The organism is Collinsella sp. TF07-1, from assembly GCF_003437235.1.
Lineage (GTDB): Bacteria > Actinomycetota > Coriobacteriia > Coriobacteriales > Coriobacteriaceae > Collinsella.
Map to the genome: position 1 here is coordinate 19344 of NZ_QSRV01000004.1, position 25080 is coordinate 44423.

Sequence of the window (25080 nt, forward strand, 5' to 3'; positions counted from 1 at the left end):
CGATGTTGAATTGGTGCCTTGCTCCTGTGGGGCCGTGGCGATGTTATGCTCTAACCTCGATTGTTTGAATTGCTTCGAAAAGAGGATGCCGTGATCTGCCCGCATTGCCTTAAGACTATCGAGGACGGCGCCTCGTTCTGCCCCTACTGCAACGCCTATGTGGGTCCGGGCGATGGTCCCGAGCACACCGAATTCGTGTTCTGTGAGGGCTGCGGTGCCCGTCTTTCTCCGCATGATCGTACGTGCCCCAAATGCGGACGCCCCGCTCCGGGTATCCTCTCCGAGGATGCGGCAGCATCCGACCTGGCAGCGGGCCGCACGGCGGGCTTTCCGCGCCTAACGCAAGAGCAGATCGATACCGAGGTGCCGCATGCGCCGGCCTCTGCCGCTGCGGTGCTTTCGGACGCCGCCGACCCCAATGAGACCTGCGTGCTGCCAGCTTTCGATAAGGATTTCGGTATCCCCAAGGTCGATATTCCCACGCCCGTTTCCCTGCATGACGATGCTCAAAAACCCAAGCGCAAGGTGCACCCCGACGAGGACGCCTATCACAAGCATAAGCGTCATATTCCCAAGCCGCTCATTATCATCGCGGTCCTTGCCGTCGTGTGCGGTGGTGCCTATTGGTTCGTGACGACCGATCCCATGGGTGTTATGCCTGGCTTCTACGACCAGTTTGGCCAAGCTGCACAAACCACCTTCCCCACGCGTCAAAAGGGCGAGGCGACTGAGGACGATACCAAGCAGGGCGATTCTGCCGAGGTGGTTCAGGAAGAAACCGTGCTCACCGATGATCAGCTCTATACCAGGCTCGATGGTCTGTATCAGACCATCGTGTCCTACGCTGACGAGGACCAGATCGGCGAGGTCATCGATTCCTTTAACAACGGTTATCTCCGAACGCCGCTGTCCACCCGTCAGGAGCTGTCGCAGAGTGCCTACGCCCTACGCGACCAGATCAAAAAGACGCAAGATGAGCTCAACAACCTGAAAGTACAGGACGATACGGTCTATGCGGATGACATCGCCCACTTAAAGCAGCTTGCCGAGTGGATGTATGAGCGCGTCGACGTGATCTGCCAGAGCTGGGATATCTCGCTGGCCATTCCCGATGGCGAGTCGATGAGTTCCCACCAAAGCGAGATCCTGGCGCCCATCGCGCAGGGCGGCAACAGCGCGCTGAACCAGTACGATGCCAATGTGGGTTCCTGGAAGCCGCAGCAGCGTTCCTAAAATTAGTTCGCCATAGTCGGCATAACCTACGTGCGCAATTGATGTAAACCCGTGCTTATTGCTACAATTCGTACAAATATGCTTTAAACGCACGAGGAAGGAACCACATGTTTGGTTTTAAGAAAGAGCTCTACACGCCCGAGTATCAGCTTGTCGGCGACGAGTGCGCCGTAATCGAGACGTCGAAGGGTACCATCAAGGTCAAGTTTGACGGCGAGGGCGCTCCCATTCATGTCGCGAACTTCTGCGAGCTTTCCACGATGGGCTTCTATGATGGCCTTAAGTTCCATCGCTATGTGCCCGGTTTTGTTATCCAGGGCGGCGACCCCAATACCCGCGACATGTCCGGCGCCGACGTCGCTGCCGGTCTTGAGGGCCCCGACGGTATGCCCGGTACCGGTGGCCCCGGCTACTGCATCAAGGGCGAGTTTGCCACCAATCCGCGCAACAGCCATGTCGATGGCGCCCTTGCCATGGCACGCTCCATGGACCCCGATTCCGCGGGTTCGCAGTTCTACTTCTGCCTGGGTGCCCAGCATAACCTCGATTCCGGTTACACCGTCTTTGGTACCACGGTCGAGGGTCTCGATGTGATTTCGCAGCTGCGTGCCGGCGACGAGATCGTCCATGTCGAGATCGTTCACGAGTAAAGGGGACTTCCTTGAATAGCCAGCTGATCCAACAGGGCCGCGCCGCTTACCGCGCGGGTGATTTTTCTGCTGCAGCCCAGATGCTTGGGGCGGCAAAGACTCCCGATGAGATTATGGGCGAGGCCGATCACCTTCGTGGCAACGCCTTGATGCACCTGGGCATGTATGCCGAGGCCGCCGAGGCCTATGCCGCCGCCCTCAACGACGGCACCTACGGCAAGCGCGGCGCGCTGCTCACCAACCGCGGCAAGGCGCTCGCCGCCGTGGGCGACTACACGACGGCCGCTCAGGCTTTCTCTGCCGCTACGCAGGATGCTTCCTATGCCACGCCGTTCAAGGCCTATCTGGGCCTGGGCAATGCGCTGTTCCAGTCGGGCGACTATGCCAACGCGGGAACCGCCTTCCGTCAGGCTGCCATCGACGGCGCCAATCCGGCTCCTGCCGCCGCACTCGGCGAGCTCGGTCGTTGCTTCATTAAGCTCGGCCGTCCGGCGGATGCCGTGGAGACTTACCGCACGGCTATCGACTTTGCCGGCCCCCGCGACGACACGCGTGCGCTCAACGCCGGCATGGGTCAGGCGCTTTCTGCCGCCGGCCGTCCCTCCGACGCACTCGACGCCTTTAACGCCGCTACTGCCGATGGCATCTACCAGCTCACCTCCGAGCAGGCCGATGAGCTTGCCCGCGTGCAGGATTCGCTTGCTGCGCTGTCTGCCCAGACGGCTATGGCCACGGCTCCGGCGCCCGCGATGGACGCTCCTGCCGTCGATCCGCTCGATCCTACGGGCGCGACCGGTCAGTTTATGCCCGATCCCTCGGACACCGGCTTCTTTACGCTGTCCGAGTCCGAGATGGTCCAGCAGGACCGTCAGGATCGTAAGCAGGCCAAGGTCCGTCGCCGCCATCGCCACACGGGCCTCAAAGTCTTCATCGTGCTGCTTCTGCTCATTTTGATCGCCGCGGGCGGTCTGGGCTTTGCCTACACGCGCGGCTTTGGCTTCCCGTCTCAGGAGTCTGTCGTTACCGATCTGTTCCAGGCTGCCGGTGACGGTGACACCGCAAAGGCCGAGTCTTGCCTGGCCTCGAGCCTGTCCGAGGACGCTAAGTCGATGATCATCTCCTCGATTCCGCAGGGTGCTACCGTGTCCGTCGAGGGCATGGATCAGTCCATGACCGAGACGACCGCTAAGGTGAAGGCATCGCTGTCCAAGGGCGGCGAGCAGGAGTACACCGTCAAATTCGTGCGCTCCGACAACCATATCGGCTGGGCCGTTTCTTCGCTTGATATGGATTTCTCGGCTGCTGACAACCAGTAGTGACCTTATGGGATTTAGCTTTGCCCGGCGCTTCACCGCAAGTGAGGTGCCGGGCTTGCGCTAGTATGATGAGCTAGTAGTTTTCCAGCAATCATCCAACACATCAGGAGTTGCGTTGTTTTCTTTGATGGATATGTTCTTCGGTAGCTATGCGGGCGATCTTGCCATCGACCTCGGCACCGCCAATACGCTTGTCTCCGTGCGCGGCAAGGGCATCGTCATTCGCGAGCCCTCTGTTGTCGCCATCGACAAGAACGACGAGCGCATCCTGGCGGTCGGTATCGAGGCAAAGCGCATGCTCGGCCGTACGCCCGGCAACATCGTGGCCGTTCGTCCTCTGAAGGACGGCGTCATCGCCGACTTCGATGTTACCGAGGCCATGCTTCGCTACTTTATCGACAAGGCGTCCGAGAAGCGCTATCCGTGGACTCCGCGTCCGCGTGTTGTCGTCTGCGTTCCCTCCGGTGTCACGTCGGTCGAGAAGCGCGCTGTCTTTGAGGCCACGATCCAGGCCGGTGCCCGCCAGGCCTATCTGATCGAAGAGCCCATGGCGGCTGCCATCGGCGCCGACCTGCCCGTCGAGGAACCCACCGGCTCCATGGTCATCGACATCGGTGGCGGTACCACCGAGGTTGCCGTTATCGCTATGGGCGGCATCGTCGTCTCGCAGTCCATCCGTATTGCCGGCGATGAGTTCGATCAGGCCATTCTCACGCACGTTCGCGATGCCTACAACCTGGCCATCGGCGAGCGTACGGCAGAGGACATTAAGATCAAGGTCGGCTCCGCCGTGCCGCTCAAGGATGAGCTCGACGTCGAGGTCAACGGCCGCGACGTGATCACCGGTCTGCCCAAGACCGTGCGCATCGAGAGCGAGGAGATTCGTCGCGCGCTCAACAAGCCGCTCGACGAGATGGCCAAGGCCGTCAAGGACGCACTCGACGCTACGCCTCCCGATCTTGCCTCGGACCTTATGTACTACGGCATTTTGCTGACCGGTGGCGGCGCGCTGCTGCGCGGTCTCGACGTGCGCCTGCGCGATGAGACCGGCGTTTCGGTCAACGTCAGCCCCACGGCGCTCGATAACGTTGTTAACGGCTGTGCCCGCGTGCTCGAGGCCAATGCGTTTGATGGCGGCTTCGTCCAGACCAATGCTTAATTTCCAAAAGGTGGATTCCATTTGGCACGATCTTCGGGTTTCTCCACAAATCTGAATACCAAGCGACAATCAACGGGTATGCGCCCGTTGATTGTTTTCAGCCTGATTTCGGTGTTGCTGCTCACGTTTTACATCCGGGAGGGCGAGGCAGGACCGATTCATGCCGTGCGCTCGGGCGTGACGACGATTACCTCGCCGGTGCGCTTTGTGGGCTCGGCTGTGGCGGCTCCCTTCAATGCGATCGGAAACGTGTTCTCTAACCTTACGGCGTCGCAGGACACGCTTGACGAGCTTAAGAAGCAAAACGAGGAACTGACCTCTAAGGTTGCCGAGCTCTCCGAGGCTCAAAAGACCGCCGAGCGACTGGAGGGGCTGGTCGGCCTGCAGTCGACCTACAACCTCAAATCAACCGCAGCTCGTATCGTCGGCGCTTCGGGCGATGCCTGGACCTCGACCGTCACCATCGATAAGGGTTCTGCCGACGGTCTTACCATCAACATGCCTGTGACGAGTTCTGCCGGTGTCATAGGCCAGATTATCGAGGTCTCGGCCAAGACGTCCACCGTGCGCCTGATTGGCGATGAGAACTCGGGCGTGTCCGCTATGGTGCAGGACACGCGCGCCCAGGGCATGCTGCAGGGTCAGGCTGACGGCACGCTGCGTCTTGAGTACGTGAGCGTCGATTCCGACGTTAAGGTTGGCGACATCATCGTGACCTCGGGCATTGGCGGTGTGTTCCCCAAGGGTCTACCGCTCGGCACCGTCTCGTCTGTTGAGAAATCGGCTAACGACGTGTACTACACCATTGTGGTGCGCGCCCAGACGACGGCCGAGAACAACGAGGAAGTGCTGGTCATTACCTCGCTGACCGACGAACAGTCGGCCTCGGATGAGGACGTGAACACGGCCAACAGCACGCCGCAGGGAACGTCGCGCGATGCTGCGACCAAGACGAAGGACGAGAGCCCGGATGACAGTTCCGACACGTCCGAGACGACCGATTCCGGCTCGAGCGAATAGGGGGCATGTCCATGGACCTACACGAGCAGGGGATGAGCTCCCGCACGTTTGTAATCGCCGCCATTGTGTGCGTGCTGCTGCAGGCAGGCCTGGCACCGCAGATCTCCATTGCGGGCGGTCGCGTCAACTTTATGATTATCCTGGTGTGCCTAAGCGTGTTCTCGGGCGACCCGACCCGTGCCGTCGTGTGCGGTTTTTGCAGCGGCTTGTTCTATGACCTTTCCGCTGCCGTGCCGGTGGGCGTTATGTCGCTCCTGCTGACCGTGGGTTCTTTTGCCCTGGTGCATAGCGCTGCCGGTCAGACGGGCGGTGCCCCGAGTGCGCGCGGCATCACGGTGGGCGCCTTCGCGTTCGTCATTAATGTGATCTACAGCATCATCTTGCTGTTTATGGGTTTGGAGACGAGCTTTGTCGTGGCGATCTTCGGTCATGCGCTGCCGTCTTCGATCCTGACGGGTCTGGTTGCCATTCCATTTTTGATGTCCGGCGTCGTGCCGCAGTCCGGCTATGGATTCTCCGCACGTGGCGGACGCCAGACGGGTATGCGCTTTAAGCCCAAGACCCGCAAGCTCAAATAGGGGAGGCCCGTAGATGTCTTCCCAGATGACGGTTATTATCGCCGGTATCGTGCTGGTCGTGGCCATCGTGGTCGCGCTGGTCATCATGCGTCGGGGCGATTCCCGTTTTACCTACGATACGCAGCATGGAACGGCCCCGCGCGCCACCGAGGGCGAGGGCAATACCGCGGCGACCGCCTTTAAGGGCCGTTTTTCCATCCTCACCGCGGGTGTGGGCGCGATGTTTGCGGCGCTTGCCGTCAAGCTGTGGGGCATGCAGATGGTCTCGTCGGACTATTACGAGAAGCAGGCTAATAGCAATCAGACTCGCACCGTTACCACACCCGCTGTGCGCGGCCGCATCCTCGATCGCAATGGCGTGGCGCTTGTCCAGAACCGTCCCTCACTTGCTGTCGTGGCCTACCGCGATCTTGCCGAGGATGAGGTTCTGGTTCGCCATCTTGCCAACGTGCTCGGTATGCCCTACGTGGCGGTTCTGCGCAATATCCAGGACAATTCCGAGGGCGCCCAGAGCCTGCATACCATCGCGACGGACGTCCGTCGCTCCACGGTCGCCTATATTCAGGAGCACGCCGGCGAGTTCCCGGGTGTCAAGATTGCCGAGCGTACCGAGCGCCAGTATCCATATGGCGAGACGGCATGCCATATCTTGGGCTATACCGGCACCATTACCTCCGAGCAGCTCGAGGATCAGAATAAGAAAACCTCTGGCGATGATGATGCTTCTGCTGGCAAGATTACGTACCAGTCGGGCGATATCGTGGGCCAAGCGGGCGTTGAGAGCTACTACGAAAACCTGCTGCAGGGTATTCGTGGCGAGCAGACCGTCAAGGTCGATGCCTCGGGCAATGTGACCGGTCAGGCTGGCGCCGTGCCCGCGAAGGCCGGCTCCGACATTAAACTCACGCTCGACCTTAAAATCCAACAGGCCTGTGAGACGGCGCTGTCGAGTGCTATCGAGCTTGCCAAGACCACGGGCCACAGTAACGCCGGCAACGGCGCCGTGGTGTGCCTCGATCCCAACAATGGTGAGATTCTGGGCATGGCGAGCGAGCCCAAGTTCGATCCGTCGGTGTTTATCGGCGGCATCTCCAACGATGTGTGGACTGAGCTCAACGATGACGAGGGTTCGCACCCGCTGCTCAACCGCGCCATTAGCGGACAGTACATGTCGGCCTCGACCATCAAGCCGCTCTCGGCACTGGCCGGTCTTGAGTTTGGAACCTACACTTCAACGCAGACAACCAACTGCACGGGCTATTGGACGGGCTTGGGCAAGGCTTGGGGCAAGCGCTGCTGGCTGACGTCTGGACACGGCACCATGACGCTGCAGTCGGGTATTGCCAACTCGTGCGACCCCGTCTTCTACGATATGGGCAAGGCGTTCTTTTATGACGAGCAACATTCCGAGGGCCTGCAGGAGGTCTTTCGTCGCTGGGGCCTAGGCAAGACCTGCGGTATCGATTTGCCGAGTGAGGGCGCGGGCCGTATTCCCGATGCCGAGTGGAAAGAGTCGTACTTTACCGACGCCTCTGCCGAGGACCGCAAGTGGAATGCCGGCGATATGACCAACATTGCCATCGGCCAGGGCGACATTTTGGTGACGCCTCTGCAGATGGCATGCGCCTACATGGGCCTTGCCAACGGCGGTAAGCAGTACGTGCCTCACGTGTTTTTGTCTGCCGTGTCGCGCGATGGCGACGGCGATGCCTATAAGTACAACGGCAAAGGCAAGAAGAAGCGCCTGGAGGCCAAGATCAACAGCGATTCGGATTTGGCTCTTGTTCGCAACGGCATGCACGACGTGATTTACACGGCATCGACGTCCCTGGCGGCTCACTTTGGCACCCTGACGCCGCAGGTATACGGCAAGTCGGGCACGGGCGAGAAAAGCGGCGAGGACGAATACGCGTGGTTCTGCGCCTATGCGCCGGCCGATGATCCCAAGTATGTCATCGCTACTGTCCTGGAGCAGGGCGGCGGTGGCTCGGATACCGCGATGCATGTCGTGCGCGACGTGCTCGGCGTGATTTATGACGAGCCCGATACCTCTTCGGCCTCGGGCGATTCTTCGGTTCGATAGGAGGTTGCGATGGATTTTTCTCCGGCGGATCTGTTCCGTTCAACCAAGACCGGCTCTCGCAGCAGCCTGGACCGCGTCAACAAGCAACTTTCGGCCTCGCGCGGTACGTTTCGCCAAAAGGTGCATATCGGTGTGCTGCTGGCTACCGTCGCGCTCGTTGCCTATGGCGCCATCATTATTTGGTCGGCGTCACAGTTTAAGGCCGACGCCTCATTCTCGCGCCACCTGCTGGGCATTGGCATTGGCGCGGTGCTTGCGGTGCTCGTCTGGCGTACCGATCTGCGCGGCATCTCTAACTTCTCGACGGCGCTGCTCGTCATTGACCTTATTGTGATCTTCTCGCCCAAGATTCCGGGCCTGTCCTATACGGGCGGTCTGGGCATGACGGGCTGGATCAAGATTCCCGGTATCGGCTTGACATTCCAGCCGGTTGAGCTTGCCAAGCTCATCACCATCTTCTTTATCGCCACGCTTGGCTCGCAGTATAACGGCCGCATCGATACCGTTCGCGACTACGTCAAGCTCTGCGGCATGCTGTCCATTCCGTTTTTGGCCGTCGTCGCCATGGGCGACCTGGGCTCGGGCCTGGTCGTGCTGGTCTCGGGCGCCATCGTCATCTGCATGAGCGGTGCACGCCGCGAATGGGTGCTGTCGACCCTGGCCCTGCTCGTGGGCCTGGTGGCCCTCGTCCTGGCGCTCGATTCGGTCTTTGATTCGTTGCTCGGCCACGATGTGCTCATCAAGCAGTATCAGATGAACCGTCTGACGGTCTTTATCGACCCCGATAATGCCGATTCGGACGATGCCTACAACCTGCAGCAGTCGCTTATCGCCGTTGGCTCGGGCGGCTTCTTTGGTAAGGGTTTGGGCCATGCGACGCAGTCGGCCGGCGGCTTTCTGCCCGAGTTCCACACCGACTTCGTCTTCGCCTTCCTGTCCGAGACCTTTGGCTTTTGCGGTTCCTTTTTGCTCCTGTGCCTCTACGTGCTGCTGATCTTTTCGACGATTCGCGTCGCCTTTAAGTGTGAGTCGCTGTTCTTGCGCCTATCGTGTGTGGGCATCGTTGGCATGTGGGCGTTCCAGACCTTCGAAAACATCGGCATGTGCATCGGCATGATGCCGATTACCGGTATTCCGCTACCGTTTATTAGCTTCGGTTCGTCTTCGATGATGATTCAGCTGCTGACGGTGGGTATCGTACAATCCATATGGCGGCATCGTTCGGGCGCCGCGTAACCGCTGGAGGGGTTTGCTATGAAAATTCCCGTAGATAAGCTGACCCGCGCTTTTAAGATGGGCGCGTCCGTTAAGAAGGATTCCGATACGCCGGTGCGCGTCTCGGTCTATTTGGATTCGTCCGCCTCGCGCTTTCTGGCCGAGACGGTGCGTGACGCCTTTGTGCCGCAGACGACCTCGGGCATTGTGCGCGTCGAGCGTCTGGGGGAGGAGCGAATTGCTCCAAAGACCGATACCGATGTGGTACTGGTGCTCTCGTGCGGTTCCGACCGCTTGGAGAGTGCCGTGCAGGAGCTCGTGATCGCCGGCGCGCCCGTGTGCGTGCTTGCCGAGTCAGCTGTGGAGGTGCCGTTTATCGAGGAGTCCACGCCCATGCTCGGCGTGGTAGCGGCAACCGATAAGACGTATCTGCTCGAGACGCTTGCCCGCTGGATTCTCGATCGCACCGAAAAGGAAACGGCTTTTGCGGCGAACTTTGCCTTCATGCGCATCGCGGCGGCCAATCGTATCATCACCTCGTGCGCGCTCACTAATATGGCGACCGGTGCGCTGGTGTTTTTGCCGGGCGCCGATTATCCCGTTATGGCGCTGGCGCAGGTGGGCATGCTCTTTGAGCTCGCTGCCGTCTTTGGACGCGGCATTAAGCCTGAGCGCGGCTACGAGGTCGCGGGCGTGCTTGTCGGCGGTCTTGTGATCCGCGCGGTCACCCGCGCGCTCGTCAAGCAGACGCCGCATATTGGGTTTGCCGTCAAGGCGCTCACTGCTGCCGCGGGCACCTATGGCATGGGCCGTGCGCTCGTTTCGCTCTACGAGCGCGATGTCGACTACAGCCGTGCCAACGAGGTGGTCACTGCCACGTTCTCCCGCGTTCGCGATCTGGTGACCACGGTCGCGGGCGCTACCCGTCCTATGGCGTCCTACCAAGACGCGTCCGATCTCGCTGCTTAGGGGTTTTCCGTTGCGCGTTCCGTATCAAGACTGTTTTCATTTAATTGAGCCGCTGCTCGCCAAGGTCGAAAAGCCGAGTCGCTATATCGATCACGAGTGGGGCACGCTTTCCAAGGCCGATGCCGACTACCGTTGCTGCCTGATCTACCCGGATGTGTACGAGGTTGGTCTGCCCAACCAGGGTATCGCCATCCTCTACAACATCCTTAACCAGGCCGAGGGCATCTCCTGCGAGCGTGGCTATGTGCCGTGGCCCGATATGGGTGACGCTATGCGCGAGGCAGGCATTCCGCTGCTCTCGCTCGAGGGTGCAGCGCCGGTCGCTTCGTTTGATATCGTCGGCCTGCATGTGCCGCACGAGATGGCGGTGACGAACTTCCTTGAGGCACTCGATCTCGCTGGCATTCCGCTGTTAGCGGCCGACCGAGGTGAAGACGACCCCATCATCATCGCCGGCGGCCCCTCGGTGTACAACCCCGAGCCGTACGCGGCCTTCTTCGATGCCATCCTCATCGGCGAGGGCGAGGAATCGCTGCTCGAGACCTGCCAGCTGCATCGCCGCCTGCGCGACGAAGGAGTCCCGCGCGCGCAGATTGTTGAGCAGCTTGCATCCATTGCCGGCAACTACGTGCCGTCGCTCTATGAGGTTCGTCACGACGAGCCCTGCTCGCCGCACGGCTACACCGTGCCGCGCGAGGGCAAGGATGCGCCGACCGTGGTCTACAAACGCGTCGTCGAGGATTTCGGCGCCACGAATCCGCTGTCGCAGTCGTGCGTGCCCTATGCGCAGCTGGTTCACGACCGCCTGTCTATCGAGATTCTGCGCGGCTGCGCTCGCGGCTGTCGTTTTTGCCAGGCCGGCATGACGTATCGCCCGGTGCGTGAGCGTTCGGCCGACCAGATCGTCTCGTCGGTGATTCAGGGTCTGGAAAAGACCGGCTATGACGAGGTGTCGCTGACCTCGCTCTCCACGACCGACCACTCCTGCATTCGTGACGTGCTTGACAGGCTCAACCGTCGCCTGGAAGATACGGGTATTCGCGTGTCTATTCCGTCGCAGCGCTTGGATTCGTTTGGCGTGGATATGGCCGAGTCGGTCGCCGGCGAAAAGAAGGGCGGCCTGACGTTCGCGCCCGAGGCCGGCAGCCAGCGCATGCGCGACATCATTAACAAGAACGTGACCGAGGAGGACCTGGACCGTGCGGCCAAGGCGGCCTTCGAGGCCGGCTGGAACCGCATGAAGCTCTACTTTATGATGGGCCTTCCCGGCGAGCGCGACGAGGACATCGTGGCCATCGCCAATCTGGCCGATCACGTGCTGGAGCTCGGTCGTTCCGTGGTGCCCAAGGCTCGTCGCGGCTCGATCTCGGTGTCGATCTCGGTTTCGGTCTTTATCCCCAAGGCTGCCACGCCGTTCCAGTGGTGCCCGCAGCTCGACTACGACGACGTCAAGCGTCGCCAGAAGCTGCTCATCACGAGCGTTCGCAACCGTGCCGTCCGCGTTCATTACCACGATGCCGAGACCTCGCTCATCGAGGCCGCGCTGTCCCGCGCCGGTCGTGACATGACGCCCGTCATCATCGACGCTTGGCGCTCGGGCTCTCGCTTTGACGCCTGGGTAGAGCATTTCTCGCTCGATAACTGGAAGGAGGCTGCTGCCAAAAACGGCATCGACCTCAATGAGCTCGTGCACCTGCCCTACGAGTTGGACTGGCGCCTGCCGTGGGAGCATGTGAGCCCCGGCTGCACGCGTGGCTTCCTCGAGCGCGAGTACCGTCGCTCGCTCGAGGGTGTCACGACTCCCGACTGCACCCGCACGTCGTGCACCGGCTGCGGAATCTGCCCCACGCTCCACGTCAAGAATGTATTGATGGGTGATCGCGCATGAGTGAGCGCCTGACCGACAACCCCACGCTCTTTAGGCTTCGTGTTCGCTATGGCAAGCGCGATCGCCTTAAGTACCTGGGCCATCTCGAAGTAATCCATACCATTGAGCGCATCGTGCGCCGTGCGGGACTTCCCTATGCCGTCACGCAGGGCTTCTCTCCGCACATGCGCGTGGGCTTCTCTTCGGCGCTACCGGTGGGTACGTCGTCGACCTGCGAGTGGTATGACCTGTTTATGACCGAGTTCGTGGCGCTCGACGAGGCGTTTGGGCGCCTGGCTGCGGCGTCACCGGCCGATCTGGCGCCCATCGAGGCGGCGTATATCGACGTGCGCACGCCGGCGTTGACGGCGCAGCTCACGCGTCTGTCGTATCGCATCGACCTGCACTTGGATCCCGAGGCGCCCGTAAGCGCCGACGAGGTGCGTCGTGCGATCGACACGCTGCGCGCCGACCATGGCATCGACTACGCGCGCGGCAAAAAGAGCAAGCGCTTGGATTTGGATCACACGCTCGTGGGCTATGAGCTCACGGCTGGGGAGCGTCCGGACCATCTGGTGCTCATGCTCGACACCCATGCCGACAACGAGGGCTCCATGCGTCCGGAAATTTTGCTTTCCGCTGCTGATGTTTTGTTGCAGGGCTTGACCCCGGGCGTGGATGCACCTATTGTTTCCACCGGTATGCAAGACCTCGTGACCATCTGCTCCTACGATGTCGAGCGTCAGAATCAAGCATGCGAGGACGACGAGGGCCGACTCGTCAGCCCCATACCTGTGCGAACTTGTGGATTTGCTCCACATACTCGTTGACGGGGGTATTTTCGCCTGCTACTATATTCGGCTGTTGCACTAACTGATGCATGAAGGGCAAGTAAACATGTACGCAATCGTTAACACGGGCGGCAAGCAGTACAAGGTCGCCACCGACGATGTCATCACCGTCGAGAAGATCGAGGGCAATGAGGGCGACAAGGTCACCCTGCCGGTCATCTTCCTCAACGATGGTAAGAAGATCGTCACCGATCCCGACAAGCTGGCCAAGGCCAAGGTTACCGCTCAGATCGTTGAGCAGTTCAAGGGCGAGAAGCAGCTGGTCTTCAAGTTCCACAAGCGTAAGCGCTATCGTCGTCTGAAGGGTCACCGTCAGCAGCTCACCAAGCTGAAGATCGTGAAGGTCCAGGCTACGTCCCGCGCCAAGAAGGCTGTCAAGGCAGAGGCCGAGGCTGTTGCCGAGGCTCCCGTCGCCGAGTAGATTACACTCGTAACGAAAGAGTAGGTATACACAATGGCACACAAAAAAGGACTCGGTTCCTCCCGTAATGGCCGTGACTCCCGCGGTCAGCGCCTTGGCACGAAGCGCTATGCCGGCCAGACGGTAACCACGGGCACGATTCTCGTCCGTCAGCACGGCACTCACATCCACCCGGGTGAGAACGTTGGCCGTGGCAAGGACGATACGCTGTTCGCGCTGGTCGACGGTACCGTTGAGTTCCACAAGGGTATCAAGCACAGGGTCAGCGTACGCCCGCTCGCGAACGCGTAATTCACCCTTCATAGAGCACATATGTGGGAGGCACTTGAGTTTTAGGATTCAAGGGTCTCCCTCTTTTTGTAGGAGGCGATTCTGTTGTCACAGTTCACCGATATCAGCCGCATTAACGTGTGCGGCGGCGACGGCGGAGCCGGATGCATGTCGTTTAGGCGCGAGGCATTTGTCCCCAAGGGCGGCCCCGATGGCGGCGACGGCGGTCGTGGCGGCAATGTCGTCATCCAGGCTGATGCTCAGCTGTCTTCGCTGATCGATTACCGCTTTAAGCATCACTTCCGCGCCGAACGCGGCACGCACGGGCAGGGTGCCCGTCGTAACGGCAAGAGCGGCGAGGACCTGATCCTGAAGGTTCCCATGGGCACCGTGGTGCGCGAGCTCGACCCCGAGACGCAGACCCCGATGTTCGAGATTGCTGACCTGGTGCACGATGGCGAGCGCGTTGTCGTGGCGCCCGGCGGTGCCGGTGGCCTGGGCAACACGCACTTTGTGACGTCGGTGCGCCGCGCGCCCGCGTTCGCTCAGCTGGGCGAACCGGCCGAGGAGCACTGGATTGAGCTTGAGATGAAGCTTATGGCCGATGCCGCACTCGTGGGCTTCCCCTCGGTGGGCAAGTCCTCGCTTATCGCGCGCATGAGTGCCGCCCGTCCCAAGATCGCCGACTATCCGTTTACAACGCTCGTGCCGAACCTCGGCATGGTGCGTGCCGGTGAGTATTCTTACGTCGTTGCCGACGTTCCTGGTTTGATCGAGGGCGCGAGCGAGGGCAAGGGCCTAGGCCACCAGTTCCTGCGCCACATTGAGCGTACGGCCCTGATCATGCATGTCGTCGACATGACGGGCGGTTTTGAGGATCGCGACCCGGTTGAGGATTACCGCATCATCAACCGTGAGCTCGAGCAGTATGGCGCAGAGCTCTCGGAGCGCCCGCAAATCGTTGTCGCCAACAAGTGCGATGCGCCGGGCACGGCCGACAAGATTGCCGACCTCAAGCGCGCCGCGCTCGACGATGGACATATGTTCTTTGCCGTGTCCGCCGTGACGGGCGCCGGGCTCAATACGCTGATGCTTGCCGTGGGCGAGCAGGTGGCTAAGCTTCGCGCCGAGCTGGCGGTTTCCGATGAGCCGGTCGATCTTCGCGACGAGGAGTGGGAGCGCCGCCGTCTGCAGCGCGAGAAGCGGTTCCGCATTGTCCAGGAGGAGCCCGGTGCCTTCCGTGTGGTTGGTCGTGCCATCGAGCGCATGGTCATCCAGACCGACTGGGAAAACGAGGAAGCCGTCATTTACCTGCAGCATAAGTTTGCACGTATGGGTGTTGACGACGCGCTCGAGAAGGCCGGTTGCCGTGCGGGCGACGAGGTCCGCATTTGCCAGCGTGCCTTTGACTTTGAGGGCGCTGAGGACTTCTCGGAGTACGAGGAGCTCGAGGACGCTGGCGAGGACGTTGCCGTTGAGGCCATTGACGTGGCCGATGCTGCGGATGAGGGCGTCGAGGTTGTCGATGCGGCGGATGCCGCGGACGATGCCGAGACCTCGGAGGGCGAGTAAGCCATGTCGCTGCGCGGTGGAATCGGTTTGCCCGAGCTGCCCATAAAAGAGGGCAAGGAGTTTCGGCTTGGCATTATGGGCGGCACCTTTGATCCCATCCATTACGGGCACCTGGTGACCGCTGAGCAGGCGCGCGAGTCGCTCGACTTGGACGCTGTGCTCTTTATGCCGGCGGGCTCTCCCGCCTTTAAGCTTGACAAGCCGGTTACGCCTGCCGAGGACCGTTATGCCATGACGGTCCTCGCCACCGCCGCGAACCCGGCCTTTTTGGCGAGCCGGTTCGAGATTGACCGTCCGGGTGTAACCTATACGGCCGATACGCTTCATGCCCTTCGCGATTTTTACCCGCCGCAGGTAAAGCTCTACTTTATTACGGGCGCCGATGCGATTATCGATATTGTGACCTGGCATGATGCCGAACGAATCGCTGAGCTTGCTACCTTTATTGCGGCGACGCGACCGGGCTTTGATATCGATACGGCGCGTGCCCGAATCAAAGAGTCGGGGCTGCCGTTCGACGTGCGCTATATTCAGATTCCGGCGCTGGCGATCAGCTCGACGAACATTCGTAAGCGAGTTGCCCGCGGCATGAGCGTGCGCTATCTTACGAGCGAGTCCGTGCTCGGCTACATTCGCAAGCGCAGGCTATATGCCGATTTGGGCCAAGAAGATTTTGAGTGATGGGGGCTACGTTGTCGGTAGAGGATCAGTTTGAGGGCGATGAGCGCGCGCTGCTCAAGCGCATTCAAGAGCTGCTCGATGTTCGCATGAAAGATAAGCGCAAGCGCTATGTGCATTCGCTGGGTGTTGCCGAGACCGCACTTCATCTGGCCGAGGTCTACGGCGTTGACCGCTTTGATGCGGCTGCCGCCGGCTTAATTCACGACTGGGACAAGGTTCTTTCCGATGACGAGCTCGTGGCCCGCGCGCTTCACTATGGCATCAAGGTTGCCGGCTCTCCTTCCGCCGCGACGCCGCTTTTGCATGGCCCTGTTGCCGCCTATGAGCTTCCGCAGCTTTTTCCCGAGCTGTCACCGGCCGTTTTCCAGGCTGTCGACCGTCACACCGTGGGTGCCTGCGACATGACGCCGCTCGATATGGTGGTCTTTGTGGCAGATGCCATCGAGCCCAACCGTCACGGCGACTATGCCCATGCGCTGCGCAAGATGGTGGGGAAGTCCTCGCTCGATGAGTTGTTCTTCTCCTGTTTTGCGCAGGGTCTGGTCTTTGTGATCCAGTCCGGGCGCTATCTTTATCCCACGGCTATTACGATTTACAACCATTACGCCCAGCTGCGCTAGCTCGGGTGTGTCTAGAAAGAGGTATTCCATGGCCGACGAGACCATGACTGACGAGCAGATTCTTGAAGGTGTGGAGCACAAGAGTTTCGTTGCCACGTCCGACCGCACCGCCGCCTCGCTGTCCGCGAGCGGTGTCGCCGCCGAGGATGTCGCCCGCGCCGCCGCGCAGGCCGCCTACGACAAGAAGGGCGAGGACGTGCAGGTGCTCAACCTGACCGAGCTTTCCGACGTGTGCGACTACTTTGTGCTTGCCACCGGTACCAACAACCGCCAGGTCGATTCTATCGTCGACGAGATCGAGGAGAAGGTCGCCGCGGCTTGCGGCGAGCATCCGTTCTCCATCGAGGGCCGCGAGCAGAAGACCTGGATGCTCATGGACTACGGCTCGGTCGTCGTTCACGTCTTCACTCCCGAAGCCCGCGACTTCTACCGTCTAGAAAAGCTCTGGGGTGACGCCCCCCAGCTCCCCCTCGACCTCCTCTAGTGGCTCATTTGATACAGGGCTTTTAGTTGGCCTCGCGCATTTTGCCGGGCAGTTGCGGTTTTCCGTACCTGCCCGGCTTTCTTTTTGCCCAAAGGCGGTTAATCGTTGAAGCGGGATTGGCGGCCGAAGGATAGGGCGGTGTCGCCGAACTTGTCTCGGACGGCGTCGATAGCAACCGAGAGGTCGCGTCGGTCGCTGGATTGGGCTCCGCGGTCGTCGACTTCGCAGAACAGGTCGGTCTGGATGCCGCCCTGATGGTCAAAGTCGCTCATCCCGATACCCGCCAGACGCACATGCATGCCTTCCTGCCAGATGTTGTCGAGCAGTTCGAGCGCAACCGCCACAAAGATGTTCTCATCGTCGGTCGGATGAGGCAGCCGGCGCTGTGCCGTACGCCCGCTGCCATACGAATACTTGAGCTTGAGCGTTACCGTGCCGCCCGTCAGTCCCTGACGGCGCAGGCGGCGTCCAACTGACTCGCCCAACAGTGCAATCGCCGCTTCGATGTCTCCGCGCTCAGTTAAATCTTTCGCAAAGGTGCGTTCATTGCTGACCGACTTGATCTTGCGCTCTTCATCGAGACTCGTGACTTCGGAGATTTCAAGTCCCAGCGCACGCTGACGCATACGTTCGCCGTTGACGCCAAAAATAGAGGCCAAGGTGGATTCCGGCGCGCGTGACAGCTCGCCGAGCGTGTAGATGCGCATACGGCGCAGTCGCTCCTCGGCCGAGCGCCCGATGCCGCTCATGGCAGATACCGGCAGCGCGGCCAAAAAGCGCTGCTCGGTTCCGGGGCGCACGATGGTCAGCCCAAACGGCTTATCCCGCTCGCTTGCGATCTTTGCGACCGTCTTGTTGCAGCCCACGCCAATGGAGCACGTCACTCCCAGCGCTGCCACACGGTCGCTTATACGCCGTGCAACCAGCAGTGGGTCCTCGGGCGCAAAGCGACCCGGTGTGATATCGATAAAGGCTTCGTCGATGGATACGCGCTCAACGCGCGGCGTCTCCTCGGCAAGAATCGCCATGACCTGCGCGCTCACCTCGCGGTAGCGATCAAAGTGCCCGTGCGTCCAAATGGCTTGCGGGCACAAGCGCCGCGCCTCAGCCGAGGCCATGGCAGAGCGCACGCCAAAGCGACGTGCCTCATACGAACACGTGGACACGACGCCACGCGAATCGGCGTCTCCGCCCACGATGAGCGGCTTTCCGCGCCATTCGGGATGATCGAGCATCTCCACGCTCGCAAAAAACGCATCGAGGTCCATGAGGCCCACCGCCGAACCCGTCCAGGGAGGCGGTGTGACGCCCATGGCATCCTCATAACCGTATGTATGTTCGCGTCTTTCCATGTCATGAGTATACCGCGCAGCTCATGTGGGGTGCGTGTATGTGCTTGCAAATCCCGAATTCTTGTCTAAGATATGGATTTGCCCTCGACTACACCGAAGAAGTTGGTCTCACGGACTTCACCTGCCCGCGTCGATGGCGTATTATATTCAACTGTTTGTTTGTAGTTGCAGCCTAAAGCTGCTTGGTTGGAGGAGTTTCCTTTGGCAGTCAAGATTCGCCTTGCTCGTCACGGCGCTAAGAAGCGTCCGTACTACCGTGTCGTCGTCGCCGATTCCCGCGCCCCGCGTGACGGTCGTATCATCGAGGAGGTTGGCCGCTACAACCCGATGACCGCCCCCAAGACCATCAACCTCGACCTCGAGAAGATCGCCGACTGGCAGTCCAAGGGCGCTCAGCTCACCGACGCCGTCGCCGCTCTGGTCAAGGCCGCCAACGAGGGCGAGAAGACCGAGACCGTCGTCAAGAAGTCCAAGAAGCAGCTCGCCAAAGAGGCCGAGGCCGCTAAGGCTGCCGCTGAGGCCGCTGAGGGCGCCGAGGAGTAAATCGTGCCTGAGGTTGACGCTGCACAGCTCGAGGGTGAGGCAATGCTCTCAGATCGCATCGCCGATCTCGTCGAATATCTCGTTGTTCAGATCGTCGACGACCCGGATTCCGTGAGCCTTGAGGTCATCGATGGTGACGACGCCTCTACGATCGAGGTTTCTGTCGCCGAGGATGACGTCGCTAAGGTCATCGGCCGTCGTGGCCGTACCATCAAGGCCATTCGCACGCTCGCCCGTGCACTGGCCGCTCGCCTCGACACTGCTGTCGAGGTAGAGGTTCTGGGCTAGGACCTTGAGGTCCCAGTACAAAAACATCGCCCGTGTGGTCAAGCCGCACGGAAGGAAGGGGGAGGTCCTCGCGCAGCCGCTGCGGGGGCTTCCTTCTGTATTAGAGCCGGGTATGCGCGTCGCCCTGACGCCGCCGGCGCTCAAGCGCGACCGTTTTTGCACGGTCGTGTCCGTCACCGATACGGGCGATGGCGATCTGGTCTCGTTTGAGGGCATTGACGACTTAACGGCCGCCGAGGGCATCACGGGATGCTATGTGCTGGCAAATCGTGACGACTTTGAGCTCGATTCGCTCGACGCCGCCTATTCCGACCTGATGGGTCGCGAGGTGGTCGACGAGCGCTTCGGTTCACTCGGTACGATCGTCGAGATCATGTCGACGCCCGCTAACGATGTTTGGGTTGTCGAGGGCGATCGGTACGGCGAGGTACTGATTCCCGTGATCGAGCAGGTTGTGCTCGATCTTCCCGACACAGGAACAATTTCCGTCCACGTTATGGACGGCCTGATCGATATGGACAAGTAGGGAGGACAACATGCTGATTGAGACCCTTTCGGTCTTTCCCGAGATGTTTGAGCCCGTCATGTCCACATCGATTTTGGGCCGCGCCCGCAAGGCCGGCCTTTTTGATTTTAAGGCGTATAACCTGCGCGACTGGACGCACGACCGCCATCGTACCGTCGATGACGAGCCGTACGGCGGCGGGCAGGGCATGCTGATGAAGGTCGAGCCTATCGCCGAGGCCATCGAGGCCATTAGCGCGGAGGGCCCCAAGCCGACGGTGGTGTTCTTCACCCCGTGCGGCGAGCCTTTTACGCAGCATGTGGCCGAGCGCCTGCTCAAAAGCGAGCGCCTGCTGTTTGTGTGCAGCCGTTACGAAGGTGTCGACGAGCGTGCCTATGCGTATGCCGACGAGCGCCTGTCGATCGGCGATTACGTGCTCACGGGCGGCGAGCTTCCCGCTATGGTCGTTGCCGATGCCGTCGTACGCCTGATCCCCGGCGCCCTTGGTGATGAGATGAGCAACGTCGACGAGTCGTTCTCGACCGCCGAGGACGGAGGCCTGCTCGAGTACGCGCAGTACACCCGTCCCGCCGAGTTCAACGGCGAGGGCGTGCCTCCGGTGCTTGTGAGCGGCGATCACGCCAAGGTCGATGCCTGGCGTCGCAAGAACGCCATCGAGCGCACCTGCCGCTGGCGTCCGGACTTGATCGAGACGGCGCGGCTCACGCCCGAGGAGCGCGCTTACGCGCAGGTGATCCTTGACGCTTCGTATTCGCAGAGCGAGGAGTGAGTATGGTTCCTACGCAACATTCCGCGTTGAGGGGCGCTTTTGAGTGGATCGCGGTCATCGCGATCGCACTGGTCGCCACCTTCTTGATTCGCTCGTTTGTGGTCGAGCCCTTTGTAGTGCCCACCGGTTCCATGGAGGACACGATCGAGATCGGCGATCAGATTCTGGCGCAGAAGGTGACGCTCGAACTCGGACAGCCCGTCAAACAGGGCGATATCGTGGTGTTTCACAACCCCGATGCCACATCCGAGCATGACGTGCTGGTAAAGCGCGTCATCGCCACGGCCGGCCAGACGGTCGACCTTCAGGACGGCAAGGTCGTCGTTGACGGCCAGGCGCTCGACGAGGACTATACGACGGGCATGAGCTGGCCGCTTTCGGTCCAAGCGCCTGGCGCCCAGGTGAGTTATCCCTACACCGTTCCCGACGGGTGCGTGTGGGTGATGGGCGACAACCGCGAAAACTCTGCCGACTCACGCTACTTTGGTCCCGTCGATCGCTCTGATTTGATCGCTGTGGCGCTTGTGCGCTACTGGCCGCTCAACCGCATCGGCGCTATCGACTAAAAACCGCTATAGTACAGTACCTAACCGTGTAATCGTTTCGACGAGGGGATATTAGAGGCATGAACGCTTCATCGCTTTCCTTCCAAGACATCATCCTGCGCCTCCAGCAGTACTGGGGCGAGCAGGGCTGCGTCATTATGCAGCCCTATGACTCCGAGGTCGGTGCCGGTACCTTCCATACCGCGACCACGCTGCGCTCGCTCGGTCCCGCCGAGTGGCGCACCTGCTATGCGCAGCCTTGCCGCCGTCCCGCCGACGGCCGCTACGGCGAGAACCCTAACCGCATGCAGCACTACTATCAGTTCCAGGTGCTCATCAAGCCGTCGCCGGTCAACGCCCAGGAGCTCTACCTGGGTTCGCTGGCCGCCATTGGCCTGGACCCCAACGACCATGACGTCCGCTTTGTCGAGGACGACTGGGAGAGCCCGACCCTGGGCGCCTGGGGCCTTGGCTGGGAGGTCTGGCTCAACGGCATGGAGGTCACGCAGTTTACGTACTTCCAGCAGGTGGGCGGTATCGAGGTCGACCCCGTGCCCGTCGAGATTACCTATGGCCTGGAGCGTATCGCCATGTACGCCCAGGGCGTCAACTCGGTCTACGATCTGGTGTGGAGCTACCTGCCCGATGGCACGCCCATGACCTACGGCGACGTGTTCCTCGAGAACGAGCGCGAGTTCAGCGCTTACAACTTTGAGGTCGCCAACGTCGAGATGATGCGTCAGAAGTTTGACGACTACGAGGCCGAGTGCCACTCCTGCCTGGAGCGCAAACTGCCGCTGCCGGCGTACGACTGCGTCATGAAGTGCAGCCATGCCTTCAACCTGCTCGATGCCCGCGGCGCCCTGTCCGCGGTCGAGCGTGCCAACTACATCCTGCGCGTTCGCGCCGTCGCCAAGGCGTGCTGCGAGGCCTACATGGCCGAGGTCGCCGGAGTCAACGAGAATGCCGACCAGGAAGGCGAGGTGGCGTAAGCCATGGCAGACGCTAAGGATTTCCTGTTTGAGATCGGTACGGAGGAAATGCCCTCTGCACCGCTGAATAATGCCGTCAAGCAGCTTGGCACCATGATCGCCAAGGGCCTCGATGAGGCCGGTCTGGCCCACGGCGAGGTCCGCGTGATCTCGAGCCCGCGTCGCCTGGCTGCGCTCGTGTCCAACGTCGCCACCGCGACCGATGAGGTTCACGAGGTCAAGCGCGGCCCCGCGGCCAACATCGCCTTCGACGCTGACGGTAACGCCACCAAGGCCGCCCAGGGCTTCGCCCGCAAGTGCGGTGTGGCTGCCGAGGATCTGGTCCGTCGCGAGGACACCGACGGCCGTGAGTACGTCTTTGCCGAGAAGAACATTCCTTCCGCCCCGGCCACCCCGATCCTGACGGCCCTGTGCGAGAAGACCATTGCCGGCCTGCAGTGGCCCAACTACCGCTCCCAGCGCTGGGGCCACGAGCACGCGACGTTCGTGCGTCCGGTCCGCTGGATTTGCTGCCTTCTGGGCGAGGATGTTGTGCCCGTGTCGTTTGCCGACGTGACGAGCGGCAACACCACGCGCGGCCATCGCGTGCTCGGCCCCGGTGACCACGTTGTCGCCAGCCCCGCCGCCTACGAGCAGGTACTCGAGGACGCCGGCGTGCTTTCTGCCGAGCGCCGTCGCGAGGCCATCCTTGCCGGTATCTCCGAGGTCGAGGCCGCTCGCCCCGGCTGCCATGTCGATACGCCCAAGAAGGTCTTTGAGGAGGTCATTAACCTCTGCGAGTGGCCGACAGTGCTCGTCGGTACTTTCGACGAGGAGTTCCTCAAGGTCCCGCACGAGATTATCTGCGAGTCCATGCTCACCAACCAGCGCTACTTCCCGATCTATGACGGGGAGGGCAAGCTGACGCGTGAGTTCGTGGTCGTCTCCAACAGCAAGCCCGAGAACGCCGAGCGCGTGATCGACGGTAACGAGCGCGTCGTGCGCGCCCGTCTGGACGACGCCAAGTTCTTCTACGAGGAGGACCTGAAGATCTCCCTCGACGAGTTCCGTGAGCTTCTGTCCAAGGTTGCCTTCCAGGAGAAGCTCGGTAGCGTGCTCGCCAAGTCCGAGCGCATCGAGCAGCTCGCGCTCGCTATCGCCCGCGAGGCTCACCTGGGCGCCCATCTTGCCGCCGACGCTGCTCGCGCCGCACACCTGTGCAAGGCAGACCTGGTGTCCAACGCCGTCGTCGAGTTCACGAGCCAGCAGGGCGTGATGGGCGGTTATTACGCGACCGCGATGGGGGAGAACGACGAGGTCGCCCATGCTATTCGCGATCACTATCGTCCCCGTTTTGCCGGTGACGAGCTGCCCGAGGGCACCGCTGGCTGCATCGTGGCCTGCGCCGACAAGCTCGATACCATCGCCGGTATCTTTGCCATCGGCGAGCCCCCGACCGGCTCCTCCGACCCCTACGCGCTGCGTCGTGCCGCTATCGGCATTATCAACATCCTGCGCGACCGTCTGCCGATCGACCCCACGTCGCTCATCGACTTTGCCCTCGAACTCTACAGTGAGCAGGGCATTGAGTTCGACGCCGCCGAGGTCGCCCAGCAGGTTCGTGACTTCTTCCATGGCCGCCTGGTGAGCATGGCCCGCGACGAAAAGATTCCGGCCGATACCGTCGCCGCCGTCTCCGCGGTGCACATCATCGCCCCGTCCGTCTTCTTTGCCCGCTGCGCCGCCCTCGACGAGGCCCGCAAGAACGACGCTGAGACGTTCGACAACCTGGCGACCGCCTATGCCCGCGCCGCGCATATCTCGAAGCCCGAGCTGGGTGCGGAGTATGACCGCAGCCTGATGGGCGAGGTCGAGCTTGCGCTCGCCGACGCCTCCGAGGCTGCTCAGACCGCCGTCGATGTCGCCCTTGCTGCCGAGGACTACCCGGCCGCATTTGCCGCCCTCGCCGCCCTGCGCGCGCCCATCGACCGTTTCTTCGATGAGGTCATGGTCATGGACAAGGACGAGCAGCTTCGCGATAATCGCCTTAAGCTGCTCAACCGCTTCGAGGCCGTTTTCTCCGGCATTGCCAACATCGGTGAGCTTGCCCGCAAAAAGTAAGCCAGCCTGCGCATAAGCGCAAAAGGAGCCCCGCATGGATTGCCCGGTCACCGCTCGTCCCACCGTTATCGTTATCTCCGACTCGCTCGGCGATACCGCTTGTGAGGTGGTGCTCGCGGCGTCCGGGCAATTTGATGAAGGGGCTTTTCGTCTCTTGCGCCTGCCCAAGGTGACCTCCGTGGAGCAGGTCAAGTCATTTGTGGGGCCGCGCGTCGATGCCGACCATCGCGATGTCGCCGTGTTCCATACCATTGTCGATCCGGCGCTTCGCGCCCGCGTGCTCGATTACCTGGGTATGCTGCATATCCGTTCGGTCGACCTGATCGGCCCGACGCTTGCCGTGCTGTCGTCGCTCATCGGTGTGCCGCCCAAGTGCGTTGCGGGCGTGATTCACAAGACCGATGACCGCTATTTCCATCGTATCGAGGCCATGGAGTATTTCGTTGAGCACGATGACGGTCGTGGTTGCGACGATCTGTCGGGTGCCGATATCGTGCTGCTGGGTGTGTCGCGTACATCCAAGACGCCGCTGTCGATGTATTTAGCCTATCAGGGCTACAAGGTCGCCAATGTCCCACTGGCGCATGGCATGGAGCCGCCCAAGTCGATTTACGAGGTTGACCCGATGCGCCTGTTCGGCTTGATTTCGACCGTCGATGTGATTTCCGAGATTCGCGATAGCCGCTTGGGCGACGACTACGCCCGCGCCGTCGCAGGCTCCTATGCCGAGCCCGAGAGCGTGCGTAGTGAGCTTGCGGAAGCCCGCGCGCTCATGAAACGCCTGGGCTGCTTTGTAGTGCGTACCGACGGCAAAGCCATCGAGGAAAGCGCTGCCGAGATCATTGCTCATCTCGAAGAGATTCAAGAGGCAAGAGCCCGCCGTGCCGCCCGCCGCGCTCAACAGCAGTAGTCCTTTCTGTGACGATTTTTCTGGGACGGGGATTAAAAAATCATTAGGTACTCAATGATTTTTTAA

26 protein-coding genes are annotated in these 25080 nt (G+C 61.1%); 25 read left to right on the plus strand and 1 reads right to left on the minus strand.

Features of this window, described 5'->3' with window-relative positions; translation table 11 throughout:
• The first annotated feature begins 90 nt into the window (after positions 1-90).
• The 17 genes from DXC67_RS02425 (at position 91) to rsfS (ending at position 16989) form a co-directional block, all read left to right on the plus strand.
• The gene (locus tag DXC67_RS02425) at positions 91-1233 is read left to right on the plus strand and encodes a zinc ribbon domain-containing protein (RefSeq protein ID WP_158551271.1); all 1143 of its coding nucleotides are present in this window, start codon (positions 91-93) and stop codon (positions 1231-1233) included.
• Positions 1234-1340: 107 nt separating this feature from the next.
• Complete coding sequence (locus tag DXC67_RS02430; RefSeq protein ID WP_055249980.1) at positions 1341-1883, plus strand: peptidylprolyl isomerase; 543 nt, start codon at positions 1341-1343, stop codon at positions 1881-1883.
• 11 nt (positions 1884-1894) lie between these two features.
• Positions 1895-3199: a tetratricopeptide repeat protein gene (locus DXC67_RS02435; RefSeq protein ID WP_233503136.1), complete on the plus strand. Its 1305-nt coding sequence runs from the start codon at positions 1895-1897 to the stop codon at positions 3197-3199.
• A 127-nt stretch (positions 3200-3326) separates the two neighbouring features.
• Positions 3327-4358 (plus strand): rod shape-determining protein, encoded by a 1032-nt coding sequence (locus tag DXC67_RS02440; protein WP_006236061.1) that lies wholly within the window; start codon positions 3327-3329, stop codon positions 4356-4358.
• 78 nt (positions 4359-4436) lie between these two features.
• On the plus strand, positions 4437-5378 hold the full coding sequence (gene mreC / locus DXC67_RS02445) for a rod shape-determining protein MreC (RefSeq protein ID WP_117564242.1): 942 nt from the start codon (positions 4437-4439) through the stop codon (positions 5376-5378).
• Between the two features lie 11 nt (positions 5379-5389).
• A complete protein-coding gene (locus DXC67_RS02450) occupies positions 5390-5956 on the plus strand; it encodes a hypothetical protein (protein ID WP_117583249.1) in 567 nt (188 codons plus the stop codon).
• A 13-nt stretch (positions 5957-5969) separates the two neighbouring features.
• Positions 5970-8039 (plus strand): penicillin-binding protein 2, encoded by a 2070-nt coding sequence (gene mrdA, locus DXC67_RS02455; RefSeq protein WP_117637227.1) that lies wholly within the window; start codon positions 5970-5972, stop codon positions 8037-8039.
• A gap of 9 nt (positions 8040-8048) precedes the next feature.
• A complete protein-coding gene (locus DXC67_RS02460; protein WP_055249988.1) occupies positions 8049-9275 on the plus strand; it encodes an FtsW/RodA/SpoVE family cell cycle protein in 1227 nt (408 codons plus the stop codon).
• An 18-nt stretch (positions 9276-9293) separates the two neighbouring features.
• Positions 9294-10223 (plus strand): YcjF family protein, encoded by a 930-nt coding sequence (locus tag DXC67_RS02465; RefSeq protein ID WP_117637228.1) that lies wholly within the window; start codon positions 9294-9296, stop codon positions 10221-10223.
• Between the two features lie 10 nt (positions 10224-10233).
• Entirely contained in the window at positions 10234-12111 is a 1878-nt protein-coding gene (locus DXC67_RS02470; RefSeq protein ID WP_117637229.1) for a TIGR03960 family B12-binding radical SAM protein, read from the plus strand.
• Positions 12108-12920: a TIGR03936 family radical SAM-associated protein gene (locus DXC67_RS02475; protein ID WP_099431827.1), complete on the plus strand. Its 813-nt coding sequence runs from the start codon at positions 12108-12110 to the stop codon at positions 12918-12920. Before DXC67_RS02470 ends, DXC67_RS02475 begins: the two co-directional genes overlap by 4 nt.
• Before the next feature lie 67 nt (positions 12921-12987).
• The gene (gene rplU / locus DXC67_RS02480; RefSeq protein ID WP_035138585.1) at positions 12988-13362 is read left to right on the plus strand and encodes a 50S ribosomal protein L21; all 375 of its coding nucleotides are present in this window, start codon (positions 12988-12990) and stop codon (positions 13360-13362) included.
• 33 nt (positions 13363-13395) lie between these two features.
• Positions 13396-13653, plus strand: coding sequence for a 50S ribosomal protein L27 (gene rpmA, locus DXC67_RS02485; RefSeq protein ID WP_006236075.1), 258 nt, complete (start codon positions 13396-13398; stop codon positions 13651-13653).
• 84 nt (positions 13654-13737) lie between these two features.
• The gene (gene obgE / locus DXC67_RS02490; RefSeq protein WP_199410562.1) at positions 13738-15204 is read left to right on the plus strand and encodes a GTPase ObgE; all 1467 of its coding nucleotides are present in this window, start codon (positions 13738-13740) and stop codon (positions 15202-15204) included.
• A gap of 3 nt (positions 15205-15207) precedes the next feature.
• The gene (gene nadD, locus DXC67_RS02495; RefSeq protein ID WP_117637231.1) at positions 15208-15885 is read left to right on the plus strand and encodes a nicotinate-nucleotide adenylyltransferase; all 678 of its coding nucleotides are present in this window, start codon (positions 15208-15210) and stop codon (positions 15883-15885) included.
• 86 nt (positions 15886-15971) lie between these two features.
• Positions 15972-16505: a bis(5'-nucleosyl)-tetraphosphatase (symmetrical) YqeK gene (yqeK, locus tag DXC67_RS02500; protein ID WP_199410567.1), complete on the plus strand. Its 534-nt coding sequence runs from the start codon at positions 15972-15974 to the stop codon at positions 16503-16505.
• A 28-nt stretch (positions 16506-16533) separates the two neighbouring features.
• Positions 16534-16989 (plus strand): ribosome silencing factor, encoded by a 456-nt coding sequence (gene rsfS / locus DXC67_RS02505; protein WP_117637233.1) that lies wholly within the window; start codon positions 16534-16536, stop codon positions 16987-16989.
• Between the two features lie 98 nt (positions 16990-17087).
• Here rsfS and dinB read toward each other — a convergent pair whose 3' ends face one another.
• Positions 17088-18341, minus strand: coding sequence for a DNA polymerase IV (dinB, locus tag DXC67_RS02510; RefSeq protein WP_117637234.1), 1254 nt, complete (start codon positions 18339-18341; stop codon positions 17088-17090).
• Positions 18342-18542: 201 nt separating this feature from the next.
• Here dinB and rpsP point away from each other — a divergent pair, with 201 nt between their 5' ends.
• Genes rpsP through DXC67_RS02550 form a run of 8 tightly spaced genes read left to right on the plus strand, consistent with a single transcriptional unit; the run spans position 18543 to position 25014 of the window.
• Positions 18543-18884: a 30S ribosomal protein S16 gene (rpsP, locus tag DXC67_RS02515; RefSeq protein ID WP_022094749.1), complete on the plus strand. Its 342-nt coding sequence runs from the start codon at positions 18543-18545 to the stop codon at positions 18882-18884.
• A 42-nt stretch (positions 18885-18926) separates the two neighbouring features.
• Complete coding sequence (locus tag DXC67_RS02520; RefSeq protein ID WP_171021534.1) at positions 18927-19172, plus strand: KH domain-containing protein; 246 nt, start codon at positions 18927-18929, stop codon at positions 19170-19172.
• Between the two features lie 34 nt (positions 19173-19206).
• Entirely contained in the window at positions 19207-19698 is a 492-nt protein-coding gene (gene rimM / locus DXC67_RS02525) for a ribosome maturation factor RimM (protein ID WP_233503142.1), read from the plus strand.
• A 10-nt stretch (positions 19699-19708) separates the two neighbouring features.
• Positions 19709-20467 (plus strand): tRNA (guanosine(37)-N1)-methyltransferase TrmD, encoded by a 759-nt coding sequence (gene trmD, locus DXC67_RS02530; protein WP_089573450.1) that lies wholly within the window; start codon positions 19709-19711, stop codon positions 20465-20467.
• 2 nt (positions 20468-20469) lie between these two features.
• Positions 20470-21033 carry a signal peptidase I gene (gene lepB / locus DXC67_RS02535; RefSeq protein WP_089573451.1) on the plus strand — a complete coding sequence of 188 codons (564 nt, stop codon included), beginning with the start codon at positions 20470-20472 and terminating at the stop codon, positions 21031-21033.
• Between the two features lie 59 nt (positions 21034-21092).
• Positions 21093-22004 (plus strand): glycine--tRNA ligase subunit alpha, encoded by a 912-nt coding sequence (locus DXC67_RS02540; RefSeq protein WP_006236091.1) that lies wholly within the window; start codon positions 21093-21095, stop codon positions 22002-22004.
• A gap of 3 nt (positions 22005-22007) precedes the next feature.
• Positions 22008-24104: a glycine--tRNA ligase subunit beta gene (gene glyS, locus DXC67_RS02545; protein WP_117637235.1), complete on the plus strand. Its 2097-nt coding sequence runs from the start codon at positions 22008-22010 to the stop codon at positions 24102-24104.
• A 34-nt stretch (positions 24105-24138) separates the two neighbouring features.
• Positions 24139-25014 (plus strand): pyruvate, water dikinase regulatory protein, encoded by an 876-nt coding sequence (locus tag DXC67_RS02550; protein WP_117637236.1) that lies wholly within the window; start codon positions 24139-24141, stop codon positions 25012-25014.
• Positions 25015-25080 lie beyond the last annotated feature (66 nt).